Here is a 12,297-nt window from a genome sequence, read left to right on the forward strand (position 1 = left end):
ATCGCTGACAAGGAGGCAGCATGAACATGGCGACACGTCAGGAACCCCATCCACGACTCTTGTTGGTGGAAGACGACCCGATCAGCCGCGGCTTTCTGCAGGCTGCCCTGGAAAGCCTTCCGGCCCTGGTGGATTGCGCAGATTCGTTGTCGTCGGCGCTGGACCGCGCGCGCGAACGTCGCCACGACCTGTGGCTGATCGACGTCAATCTCCCCGATGGCACCGGCAGCGGCCTGCTGCGCGCGTTACGTCTGCTGCACCCGGACGTGCCTGCGCTGGCGCATACCGCCGATGGCGACATGGCGATGCAGCGTGGTCTGCAGTCCGATGGCTTTCTGGAAATGCTGGTCAAGCCGCTGACCACCGAACGCCTGCTGCAGGCGGTGCGTCGCGGTCTGGCGCGTGGCCGCTACAGCGTGGCGCCGGTCGGTGTGGTCGACATCGCCGCCAGCGATTGGGATGAGGCGGCAGCGCTGAGCGCGCTCAACGGCCAGCAGCATCACCTCAACGCACTGCGCGAACTGTTCCTGGCAGAGCTGCCGGGCACACGCGACGCGGTCACCTCGGCACTGAACATCAGCGATGAGCAGGCGCTGCGCAATCATCTGCATCGCTTGCAGGCCAGTTGCGGTTTCGTCGGCGCCGCCCGGCTGGCCGGCGCGGTCCGCCTGCTGCGTGGCGACCCGCAATCGCACACCGCGCAGACCCAGTTTCATGCGGCGGTGGCGGCGTTATTGCACTGAACTGAGGGTGTCGTCGTCAGCGCCGTCCGTGGGATCAGGCGCTGACTGGGTGTCTACAGGATCGGATACGCGATTCGTCAAATGACACGCGGCACTGCACTTGGCCGCGTCGTGCAGATCAACGACGACGCGCCAGATCCTCCAGCATTTCCCAGGATTTCAGCCCGCGTCCGTTTAGATGATGCAACAGCACGCTACGCATGCTGCGGCGCAAGCCGGGCATGTCATCGGTAGCCGGCATTGTGTCCTCCCCCAGCGCCAGCAACGCCGCACCGGTGACAGTCTCACGCCGATCCTGTGCCAGACGCTCGCTCAGTACCCGCATGGCACCTTCCTGCGGATCGAGTCGATAACGCGCCGCCGGGTCGATCGGCTGCCCGTCGCTGTCGTGCTGCAGATCGAAGGCAAACCCCAGCCCCTCCAGCACATCGCGCTCGAACTGGCGCAACCCCCACGCCAGCGACAACTCCGAGGCCAGATGCGCACGTGCCTGCGCGTAGCACGCATAAAGCTCGGGGACCGCATCATTGCGTGGGGCCAGACGCAGCAACAGCTCGCTGATGTAGAAGCCGGCGAGCATGCGTTCGCCGACCAATCGCGGCGCGGTATCCAGCGCTTCGGCCTGGCGCAGTTGCGCAAGTTCTCCGCGCTGCACGGCGGTGAACTGAATCAGTTGCAGCGGCTGCAGCGCCGCACGCAGCGCCTGCTTGCGCGGGCCTTGCACGCCACGCGCCAGCAACCCCACCCGCCCGTGCTGCTCGCTCAGCACTTCCACCAGCAAGCTGGTCTCGCGCCAGGCGCGCACATGCAGGACGAAGCCGTGTTCGTGCTCGATCAGCATGGAAGCAGTTGCCGGGACTGGGGCCCCGGGACCCGGGACACGTAGACAGCAAGGGCAGCGCCTCCGGAATGGCGACGGTGCGCAGCAGCGCTGCCCGAGCTACATGCGCGGTCCACAGACACGCGCACCATTTGCACAACGCTTATCCCGGCATTGTTCCGCAAAGCTGAGAGCTCCGCCGCGGATGGAGCGAGCGCCGCTCGCTCAACACGGGGCGCAGCATGCCGAGACATCGCCCTGCGCCATGTCCGTAGCATTGCCGGCGAACTGGCGGACAGCGTCCGCTTTCCGGGTCCCGGGTCCCGGGTCCCCGGCCCCGCTTTCATTCGTAACCGAACGCCTTCAATGCCGCTTCGTCATCCGACCAGCCTTCGCGCACGCGTACCCAGGTTTCCAGAAACACTTTTGCGCCGAACAACCGTTCCATCTGCAGACGCGCCTTGCCGCCGATTTCCTTCAGACGGGTGCCGCCCTTGCCGATCACGATCGCCTTCTGACCTTCGCGCTCGACCCAGATCACCGCACCGATCCGCAGCAGCGCGCCGTCTTCGGCAAAGCGCTCGATTTCCACGGTGGTGGCATACGGCAGTTCTTCGCCCAATTGGCGCATCAGCTGCTCGCGCACTAGCTCGCCTGCCAGAAAGCGCTGACTGCGGTCGGTGATCTCGTCTTCGCCGTACATCGCCTCGGCTTCGGGCACCAGCTTGAGCAGATCGCTCACCAACGCTTCCAGCCCCTTGCGCTTGAGCGCGGACACCGGGTGCACAGCAGCAAACGTACGGCCCTCGCTGACCTGCGCCAGAAACGGGAACAACGCAGTCTTGTCCTTGAGCCGGTCGACCTTGTTGACGACCAGCACCACCGGCACCCCCGCGTCGCTGAGCACGCGAAACGCCAGGGTGTCTTCTTCGTCCCAACGGCCTGCCTCGATCACCAGCACCGCGGCGTCCACGCCTTCGAGCGAACCGCGCGCGGCGCGATTCATCACCCGATTCATCGCGCGCTTTTGCTCGCGGTGCAGCCCGGGCGTATCGACCAGCGCCAGCTGCCCTTCCGGGAAGGTAGCGATGCCCAGCAGCCGATGCCGCGTGGTCTGCGGCCGATTGGACACGATGCTGACCTTGGCACCCACCAGGGCATTGGTCAGAGTGGATTTGCCGACATTCGGCCGGCCGATAATGGCAACGCTGCCGCTACGGTGGGGAGTGGTTTCGCTCACGTGTTTACATCCAGTTGTGCGATGACGGTAGCCGCCGCCTGTTGCTCGGCAAGACGGCGCGACGTGCCCTGGCCCTCGGCGCGGGCGATGGGCTGCTCCAGAATGCAGGCGACGTGGAACTGCTTGGCATGTTCGTCGCCGCTCTCGCTGATCAGAGCGTAATTGGGCAGCGGCAGCTGCCGTGCCTGCAGCCATTCCTGCAGCCGCGTCTTGGGATCTTTTTCGGCTTTGCCGACCGGTAACGCCGCAAGCGATGACTCGAACCACGGCAGCACCACCGCGCGACAGCGCTCGAATCCGCAGTCCAGATAGATGGCCGCAACGATCGCCTCGACCGCATCGGCCAGGATCGAATCGCGCCGATGACCACCGGACTTGAGTTCGCCCGGGCCCAGCGTCAACCGCTCGCCCAGATTGAGCGTGCGTCCAATCACCGCCAGTGCACCTTCGCGCACCAGCTCGGCGCGCGCGCGCGTCAGCGCTCCTTCGTCGGCCTTGGGCCAGCGCTGATACAACGCCTCGGCGATCAGCAGATTGACGATGCCGTCGCCGAGAAACTCCAGCCGCTCGTTATGCGGCGTCCCGGCGCTGCGATGCCGCAGCGCCTGGGCGAGCAGACCCGGATCGGCGAATGCATGACCGATCGGATCGCCACGTTGAAAGGTTCTATTCGACACCGCGTTTCGTCATGTCCTGCGAGGTATCGAACTTGCCGACAATATCCAGATTGCCGATCAGCTCGCGACGCACTTCGTAGTTGACCTTCATCCGCCAGCCGCCTTCAACACGCTCGAACTTGACGTCTTCTTTTTTGACGTTCTCCGAGTAATTGATGTACAGCCGACGAAAGAACAGATCCTGCAGCTTTGACGGATCCATGTCGGCACTGCCGGGCTCATTGGCCAGGCCCTTCATTGCGGTGCGGACGGAGTAATACTCCTGATACATCGGAAACAGCTTCATCCCGATGTACAGGCCAAATCCGACCACCGCCAGCACCACCACGAACGACGTCAACGTCATACCGCTTTGCTTGCGCTTCATTGTGCTATCCCCGGCACGCCGTGCGTGCATTTACTGGATTCCAGTCCCGATCCGCGACGGATCGAAACTCCCCTTACAGAACCACCCTTCGCAATTGAGCCAGATCAGAAACGCCTTGCCGCGCAGATTGGCTTCCGGCAAGAAATGCGTCTGGGTCCAGAACCGACTGTCTTCACTATTGTCGCGATTGTCCCCCATCACGAAATAGCTGTCTGCCGGCACCGTCCAGTCGCCCTGGCCGGCCGGCATGTTGCGGTCCACCCACTCCAGCACGGTATGCGTGCGGCCCGGTAGGTCCTCGACCAGCAAGGTGGTGCCGGTCATCTCGGCACCCTTGCCCTTGCCGATGTACTCGCCCTTGACGGTATAGCGCATCGGCTTGTCGTTGATATACAGCGTGTCGCCGTGGAAGCCGATCTTGTCGCCTGGCAGGCCGACCACGCGCTTGATCCAGTTCTGATCTGGCGCATGCGGCGGCTTGAACACCACCACATCGCCGCGCTTGGGCTCGCTGGTCGGAATGAATTTGGTATTGGTGATCGGCAGACGGAAACCGTAGGCGAACTTGTTGACCAGGATGAAATCGCCGATCAGCAGGTTGGGCATCATCGAACTGGATGGAATCTTGTACGGCTCGGCCACAAAGCTGCGCAGGATCAGCACCACCGCCAGCACCGGGAAGAACGCGCGCGAGTAATCGATGATCGCCGGCTCGCTGTCCAGCAGCCCGGCACGCGCGGCACGGCGCTTGGCCAGGAACAGCTTGTCCAGCAGCCAGATAAAGCCGGTACCCAGCGTCAGCACAACCAGGATGATTTCAAACCATTTCATTGATGTTCCTTTCGGAAAGGGAATCGAGAATCGAGAATGGGGAACTGGAACAGCGGGAGCACGTGCGCCCTTACGATTCCCGATTCCCGATTTACCATTCCCTGCTACTTATCCATCTGCAGCACGGCCAGGAAGGCCTCCTGCGGAATCTCCACGCGGCCGACCTGCTTCATGCGCTTCTTGCCTTCTTTCTGCTTTTCCAGCAGCTTTTTCTTGCGCGAAACGTCGCCACCATAGCATTTGGCCAACACGTTCTTGCGCATCGCCTTGACCGTGGAACGCGAGATGATCTGCGAGCCGACGGCGGCCTGAATTGCGACGTCGAACATCTGCCGCGGGATCAGTTCCTTCATCTTTTCGCACAGCTCGCGGCCGCGCCGGTCGGCATGACTGCGGTGCACGATCAGCGACAACGCATCGACCTTGTCGCCGTTGATCAGCACGTCCACCCGCACGAACGGGCCGGCATCGAAACGCACGAAGTGATAATCCAGCGAGGCATAGCCACGACTCACCGACTTGAGCTTGTCGAAGAAGTCCAGCACCACTTCGGCCATCGGCAGTTCGTAGCTGATCTGCACCTGGCTGCCCAGATAATTGATGCTGATCTGGGTGCCGCGCTTTTCTTCGCACAACTTGATGATGTTGCCGATGTATTCCTCGGGCGTCAGCACGTTGGCGCGAATGATCGGCTCGCGAATCTCCTCCACCAGGTTCAACTGCGGCAGCTTGGCCGGGTTGTCCATGTTGATGATGGAGCCGTCGGTCTTGAGGACTTCGTACACCACGGTCGGCGCGGTGCTGATCAGGTCCAGGTTGTACTCGCGCTCCAGACGCTCCTGCACGATTTCCATGTGCAGCATGCCCAGGAAGCCGCAACGGAAGCCAAAGCCCATCGCCTCGGAGCTTTCCGGCTCGAAACGCAGCGCCGCATCGTTCAGGCGCAACTTGTCCAAGGCCTCGCGCAGATCCGGATAGTCCTCGGCATCGACCGGAAACAGGCCGGCGAACACGCGCGGCTGCATTTCCTGAAAACCCGGCAACGCGTACGGTGCGGGGTCGGCAGCCAGGGTCAAGGTGTCGCCGACCGGCGCGCCATGCACATCCTTGATCGAAGCATTGATCCAGCCCACTTCGCCAGCACCCAGCGAAGGCAGATCCTTGCGCTTGGGGGTGAACACGCCAACCTTGTCGACCAGGTGCGTGCGCCCGGTCGACATCACCAGAATCTTGCTGCCCGGCTTGATCTGGCCCTGCATCACGCGCACCAGCGACACCACGCCCAGGTAATTGTCGAACCAGGAATCGATGATCAGCGCCTGCAGCTTGTCGGTATCGCGCGGCTTGGGCGGCGGGATGCGATGCACGATCGCTTCCAGCACCAGGTCGATGTTGAGACCGGTCTTGGCACTGACCGCGACCGCGTCTTCGGCATCGATACCAATCACTGCTTCGATCTCGGCCTTGGCACGGGCGATGTCGGCAGTCGGCAGGTCGATCTTGTTGAGCACCGGCACCACTTCCAGCCCCTGCTCCACCGCGGTATAGCAGTTGGCCACCGATTGCGCTTCCACGCCTTGGGCGGCATCGACCACCAGCAGCGCGCCTTCGCAAGCGGCCAGCGAGCGGCTGACTTCATAGGAGAAGTCGACATGCCCGGGGGTGTCAATGAAGTTCAGCTGATAGACCTGCCCGTCCTTGGCCGTATACGGCAAGGACACCGACTGTGCCTTGATCGTGATGCCGCGTTCGCGTTCGATCGGGTTGGAGTCGAGAACCTGGGCCTCCATCTCGCGCGCCTGAAGGCCGCCGCATAGCTGGATGATCCGGTCGGCCAGGGTGGATTTCCCGTGATCGACGTGGGCAATGATGGAGAAGTTGCGGATGTACCGCATTGAATCAGAGGACATTGAGGTGGGCGCCGGCGGGGCCGTCGTCAGGGTAACGCAGCATTATCGCACGCTTTGGAGCGGGGATTAGGGAGTCGGGATTGGGGATTCGAAAGTCAGAGGCAAGAGCAGGCACCCGCGAGCGGTAGCCTGCTCTTGCCAATCCCGAATCACCAATGACCAATCCCGGCCGCCCTCACCCGCCGGCCTTCAGCGCCACATAGCTGGTGGCCTTGCCGTCGGTGACCAGCAGCATGACCACGTCGCCCTTCTTATAGCTGGACAGCGCGCGGTTGAGTTCGGCGACGCTGCCGACCTTGGTACGGCCGACGCGTGCGATGAGCAGGCCCGGCGACAGCGGCGGTTGGGTGCTGCGCGCTGCTGCGCCGGTGACCGCGGCAATCCGCACGCCCTCGCCCGCCTCCAGGCCCAGCCGACTGCGCTCGGCGGCGGTCAGGTCGGCTACCTGCAGGCCGAGCAAGGCCACACTGGCCGGAGCCTCCGGCTTGGCGTCAGCCGCTGCGGTGCGCGGCGCGGCGTCCTCGCTGCCATCCTGCAATGGCGCCAGCACGACTGACACCTGACGCGGCTTGCCATCGCGCAGAATGTCCAGGTTGACCTTGGCGCCCGGCGGCATCAGGCCGATCATCGGCGGCAGGTCGCTGGCCACCTCGATCGGCTTGCCATTGACCGCACGGATCACATCGCCCACCTCGACACCGGCCTTTGCGGCCGGGCTGCCAGCGGGGATGTCGTTGACCAGCGCGCCGCGGCTATCCGGCAGGCCCAGCCCTTGCGCCTTGAGCGTATCAATCGCTCCCACCGCTACGCCCAGCATGCCGCGACTGACCCGGCCGGTGGCCTTGATCTGCTCGGCCGCACTGAAGGCCAGGTCGATCGGGATCGCAAAACTGATCCCCATGTAGCCGCCCGACGCGGAGAAGATCTGCGAATTGATGCCGACCACTTCGCCGCGGGTGTTGAGCAGCGGGCCGCCGGAGTTACCCTGGTTGATCGCCACGTCGGTCTGGATGAAGGGCACATAGCGTTGGTCGGCGTACGGATTGCTACGGCCGGTGGCGCTGACGATGCCGGCGGTGACCGAATGATCCAGCCCGAACGGCGAGCCGATCGCCACCACCCACTGGCCGGGCTTGAGCGTATTGGAATCGCCCAGACGCACGGTCGGCAGCCCCTTGGCCTCGATCTTCAGCAGCGCCACGTCGAACTGTTCGTCGCTGCCCACCACCTTGGCCTTGAACTCGCGGCGGTCGGTGAGCTTGACGGTGACTTCGCTGGCGCCATCGACCACGTGGTGATTGGTCAGCACATAGCCGTCGGCGGAAATGATGAAGCCCGAGCCCATCGACTTGCCGGCTATGCCGCCATCGTCATCGCCACCACCCTGGCCCGGCCCCTGCCGCGGGCCGCCCGGCATCTGAAAATCCGGGCCGAAGAAGCGCTTGAAGAACTCCGGCATCTGCTCGTCGTCCGGCATGCCGCCCTGACCGGGCATCCCACCTTGCCCGCCGCGCCCGCCACGCGCCGAACGCGCCATCGCATCCTTGCGGGTGATGGTGGTTTCGATATTGACCACACCCGGGCCGACCTGTTCGACCAGATTGGTGAAGTCCGGCAGGCCGGCGACCAACTGCGGCGCCGGGGTGGTGCTGCGATTGGCGGCAATCGGCGCACTGGCCTTGGCGGCCGGCGCTGGCGCGGTTTGCTGAGCACAGGCTGCCAGCGGCAACGTCATGGCGATCAGGCCAAACATCTGGGTACGCATGCGGTGATTCATCGAGTTGCCTCCGATGGCAGGGCGACAGGGGCCGGAACCCGCGAGATGACACGGGTCCGGCAAGTTAACGGGAGGAAGCGCGCCGACTGGATGAAGATCGGCGGCCGGATCAGTTCTGCGGGACCTGCGCCGGCAGCGGCCGGCTCTGCGCAGGGTTGCCGGTCGCCTGGGGCGCAGGCTCGAACGGATAGAACGCCGGACCCTGGCGGCTCTGGCTGAAACTGGCGTTGAGCGGGCTATCGCCTGCGCCGGACAACGCGGCGCGTGGCCACGGGCGCGCCTGCAGTGTCGTGTCCGGATGGGTAAATGGATTGGAGGTTGCTGCCGGGCTCACCGCTGCCGCAGGAGCCGGAGTAGCCGACGCCACCATCCGGGCAGGTGTCTGTTGCTGCCGCGCCGCTGCACTGCGCGCTACCTGCTGATTGCGGGTAGCGGCACCGCGGCGCGTGGACGCCAGCGCAGCGGCCGGCACCGCCGCGACAAGCGCGCCGCCATCGCCGGGGTTGGCCGGGGCGGGCATTGCCGGTGCTTGCGGGGCAACCGGCGGCGAGGCGGCGGGCGGCAGCTGCGCCGCAGTCGCATACACCGGCACAGCGGAGGCTGGCGGTGCCGTCTCCGGCAAGCGCTCGTGCGCCATGAACAAGGCGATTGCGGCAACCGACGCAGCAATCGCTGCACCGCCACCCCAACGCCAGCGTGCGGCCGAGCGCGGTGCCGGCTGCGCCTGCGGCGCTGGCTCATCGGCAATGGCGCTGCGCACACGCGCGGCAAAATCCAGCGGCGCCGGCGCGCTGGCCGCACCGCGCAGCACATCGCCGCACAGCTGCCAGCGCTCGTGGCAGCCAGCCAGCTCCTCATCGTGCGCCAGACGGCGCAGCAAGAAGCGCGACTCGTCGGCGTTCAACTCTCCGTCGACCAGCGCAGACAACTGCTGCCGATAGTGACGTTCGAATTTGTCGGTGGTGGACATGGCAGGGTTATCGCTCATACACGGTGTCGCTCACGGGTAGCGCTTTCGGTCTCCAGCAGAGGCCGTAGCTCGATGTCGATGGCCTCGCGCGCCCGGAAGATGCGCGAGCGCACCGTTCCGATCGGGCAATCCATCTTTCGCGCGATGTCCTCGTAACTCAGCCCCTCCACCTCGCGCAGGGTGATGGCCGACCGAAGTTCTTCCGGCAGTGCTTGGACCGCACGCATCACCGTTTGTTCCAGCTCCTGTCGCATCAATTCGCGCTCCGGGGTGTCGTTGTCGCGCAACCGAGTCGCTCCATCGAACTGCTCGGCATCGCTGATCTCGATGTCGTCGGTGGGCGGGCGGCGGTTGTGCGCAACCAGATGGTTCTTGGCAGTGTTGACGGCAATGCGGTGCAGCCATGTATAGAACTGGGAGTCGCCGCGGAAACTGTTGATCGCGCGATACGCGCGCACAAACGTATCCTGGGCCACGTCCTGACATTCGCTCCAGTCGGCGATGTAGCGCCCGATCAACGCAACGATCCGGTGCTGGTATTTGCGCACCAGCACGTCGAACGCCGCGCTCTCGCCGCGCTGCACACGCCGGACCAGTTCCAGGTCCAGCTCCTGAGGTGTATCGACTTCGGCCATGATGGGCCGCACTCCTGTCAGCCCACCGAAGTCGGGCAATGAGACCGCCGTTGAAGAGGAAAGTTCATACCGATCGGTTCGATCGTCACGTAGCAGGGTAGCGGCTCCACTGCGCCGCTGGCGACGCCTCCCGCGAAGCGCATGCCGTCCTGTCGACTGGTATGGGTATTTGACGTGATGGAAACAACCTCTGGATGATAACGGCCTTTCCTTATATCGCCGGACGGCCAGACGCATGCTTCCAGGTTTCGACGGGCTCCGATTCAGCCATTGGCAGGCCGACCTGCGCGAGGACGGCGTGGTCGTCCTCAGCCTTGATCGACAAGGCGCACCGGTCAACGCGTTTTCGCAGGAGGTGCTGCTCGAACTGGGCGCGCTGGTCGAGCGGCTGGCACTGGACCCGCCCAAGGGCGTGGTGCTGCGCTCGGCCAAGGCCAACGGCTTCATTGCCGGCGCCGACCTGAAGGAGTTCCAGGACTTCGACCGCAAGGGCACGGTCAACGATGCGATCCATCGCGGCCAACAGGTGTTCCAGAAACTGGCCGAACTGCCCTGCCCTACGGTGGCGGCGATCCACGGCTTCTGCATGGGCGGCGGCACTGAAATCGCGCTGGCATGCCGGTACCGAGTGGCATCGGACGACGCCAGCACACGCATCGGCCTGCCGGAAACCAAGCTCGGCATCTTCCCCGGATGGGGCGGCAGCGCCCGCTTGCCGCGTCTGATCGGCGCACCGGCGGCGATGGATCTGATGCTGACCGGTCGCACCGTCTCGGCCAAGGCCGCGCGGGCGATGGGGCTGATCGACAAGGTCGCCGCGCCTGCGGTGTTGGTCGATGTTGCCGCCGCATTGGCCTTGAGCGGCTCCACGCGCCCGTTCAAGCAACGCGCGACCGCCTGGGCCACCAACACGTTGCTGGCACGCAAGCTGCTCGCGCCGCAGATGCGCAAGCAGGTCGCACGCAAGGCGCGTAAGGAGCATTACCCGGCGCCGTATGCCTTGATCAACGTGTGGGAGCGCGCGGGCGGCAGCGGCATCCAGGCGCGGCTTGCGGCCGAGCGCAAGGCGGTGGTCAAGCTCGCCAGCACGCCGACTGCGCGCAACCTGATCCGCATCTTCTTCCTGACCGAACGTTTGAAGGCGCTGGGCGGCAAGGAGGCAGGAGCGGCCGCGTTGCCGCCGATTCGCCATGTGCACGTGATCGGTGCCGGCGTGATGGGCGGCGATATCGCCGCGTGGGCCGCCTACAAGGGCTTTGAGGTCACCCTGCAGGACCGTGAGCAGCGCTTTATCGATACGGCACTGACGCGCGGCGGCGAGCTGTTTACCAAGCGGGTGAAGGACGACGCCAAGCGGCCGGCGGTGGCAGCGCGCCTGCGTGGCGATTTGGCTGGCGCAGGCGTGGCGCAGGCGGATCTGGTGATCGAGGCGATCATCGAAAATCCGCAGGCCAAGCGCGACCTGTATCAGTCCATCGAGCCGCAACTCAAGCCCGATGCAGTGCTGACCACCAATACTTCGTCGATTCCGCTGACCGAGCTGCGTGGTCACATCCAGCGCCCCGCGCAATTTGCCGGCCTGCACTATTTCAACCCGGTGGCGATGATGCCGCTGGTGGAAATCGTGCAGCACGATGGCCTGGATCCGGCCAACGTGGCGCGCCTGGCGGCGTTCTGCAAGGCGCTGGATAAGTTCCCGGTGCCGGTGGCGGGCACGCCCGGATTCCTGGTCAATCGCGTGCTGTTCCCGTATCTGCTCGAAGCGGCCACCGCGTATGCCGAGGGCATTCCGGGACCGGTGCTGGACAAGACTGCGGTGAAGTTCGGCATGCCGATGGGGCCGATTGAGTTGATCGACACGGTGGGGCTGGACGTCGCTGCCGGCGTTGGCGCCGAGCTGGCGCCGTTCCTGCACCTGCCGATTCCTGCCGCGCTTGCCACGGTGGACGCCGGCAAGCGCGGCAAGAAGGACGGCCAGGGCCTGTACAAATGGGAGAACGGCCGCGCGGTCAAACCCGAAGTGGCCAGCGGCTATGCCGTGCCGCCCGACCTGGAAGACCGCCTGATCCTGCCGCTGCTCAACGAAGCGGTCGCCTGCCTGCACGACGGCGTGGTGGCCGATGCGGACCTGCTCGATGCCGGCGTGATCTTCGGTACCGGCTTCGCCCCGTTCCGCGGTGGCCCGATCCAGCACATCCGCAGCGTCGGTGCGGATGCCTTGCTCGAACGTTTGCAGGCACTGCACGCCCGTTATGGCGAACGCTTCACCCCGCGCCCGGGTTGGGATTCGCCGGTGTTGCGGGAGGCGGTGGCCTAAGCACCGCTGC

The 12,297-nt window shown here is 64.9% G+C and carries 11 protein-coding genes; 2 read left to right on the forward strand and 9 right to left on the reverse strand.

Annotated elements, in window-relative coordinates:
* Positions 1-20: 20 nt before the first annotated feature.
* Positions 21-743 carry a response regulator gene (locus ASF90_RS02330; protein WP_055845347.1) on the forward strand — a complete coding sequence of 241 codons (723 nt, stop codon included), beginning with the start codon at positions 21-23 and terminating at the stop codon, positions 741-743.
* Between the two features lie 118 nt (positions 744-861).
* Here ASF90_RS02330 and recO read toward each other — a convergent pair whose 3' ends face one another.
* The 9 genes from recO to rpoE all read right to left on the reverse strand — a co-directional run bounded on the left by recO (position 862) and on the right by rpoE (position 9,970).
* Entirely contained in the window at positions 862-1,584 is a 723-nt protein-coding gene (recO, locus tag ASF90_RS02335; protein ID WP_055845349.1) for a DNA repair protein RecO, read from the reverse strand.
* Between the two features lie 322 nt (positions 1,585-1,906).
* Positions 1,907-2,803: a GTPase Era gene (gene era / locus ASF90_RS02340; protein WP_055845351.1), complete on the reverse strand. Its 897-nt coding sequence runs from the start codon at positions 2,801-2,803 to the stop codon at positions 1,907-1,909.
* Positions 2,800-3,480, reverse strand: coding sequence for a ribonuclease III (gene rnc, locus ASF90_RS02345; RefSeq protein ID WP_055845353.1), 681 nt, complete (start codon positions 3,478-3,480; stop codon positions 2,800-2,802). Before rnc ends, era begins: the two co-directional genes overlap by 4 nt.
* Positions 3,470-3,877: a DUF4845 domain-containing protein gene (locus ASF90_RS02350; RefSeq protein WP_115512207.1), complete on the reverse strand. Its 408-nt coding sequence runs from the start codon at positions 3,875-3,877 to the stop codon at positions 3,470-3,472. Before ASF90_RS02350 ends, rnc begins: the two co-directional genes overlap by 11 nt.
* Positions 3,878-4,678, reverse strand: a complete 801-nt coding sequence (lepB, locus tag ASF90_RS02355; protein ID WP_055845359.1) for a signal peptidase I — start codon at positions 4,676-4,678, stop codon at positions 3,878-3,880. It abuts the gene before it with no gap.
* A 104-nt stretch (positions 4,679-4,782) separates the two neighbouring features.
* On the reverse strand, positions 4,783-6,573 hold the full coding sequence (lepA, locus tag ASF90_RS02360) for a translation elongation factor 4 (RefSeq protein WP_055845361.1): 1,791 nt from the start codon (positions 6,571-6,573) through the stop codon (positions 4,783-4,785).
* A 190-nt stretch (positions 6,574-6,763) separates the two neighbouring features.
* On the reverse strand, positions 6,764-8,365 hold the full coding sequence (locus ASF90_RS02365; protein WP_055845364.1) for a DegQ family serine endoprotease: 1,602 nt from the start codon (positions 8,363-8,365) through the stop codon (positions 6,764-6,766).
* 109 nt (positions 8,366-8,474) lie between these two features.
* On the reverse strand, positions 8,475-9,353 hold the full coding sequence (locus ASF90_RS02370) for a sigma-E factor negative regulatory protein (RefSeq protein ID WP_055845365.1): 879 nt from the start codon (positions 9,351-9,353) through the stop codon (positions 8,475-8,477).
* A complete protein-coding gene (gene rpoE / locus ASF90_RS02375) occupies positions 9,350-9,970 on the reverse strand; it encodes an RNA polymerase sigma factor RpoE (protein ID WP_005991949.1) in 621 nt (206 codons plus the stop codon). The genes ASF90_RS02370 and rpoE overlap by 4 nt, the downstream gene beginning before the upstream one ends.
* Before the next feature lie 235 nt (positions 9,971-10,205).
* Between rpoE and ASF90_RS02380 the strand changes: the two genes are divergently transcribed.
* Positions 10,206-12,287 (forward strand): 3-hydroxyacyl-CoA dehydrogenase NAD-binding domain-containing protein, encoded by a 2,082-nt coding sequence (locus tag ASF90_RS02380; protein ID WP_055845370.1) that lies wholly within the window; start codon positions 10,206-10,208, stop codon positions 12,285-12,287.
* Positions 12,288-12,297: the final 10 nt, after the last annotated feature.

Source organism: Xanthomonas sp. Leaf148 (genome assembly GCF_001423585.1).
In the GTDB taxonomy this organism is placed as follows: domain Bacteria; phylum Pseudomonadota; class Gammaproteobacteria; order Xanthomonadales; family Xanthomonadaceae; genus Xanthomonas.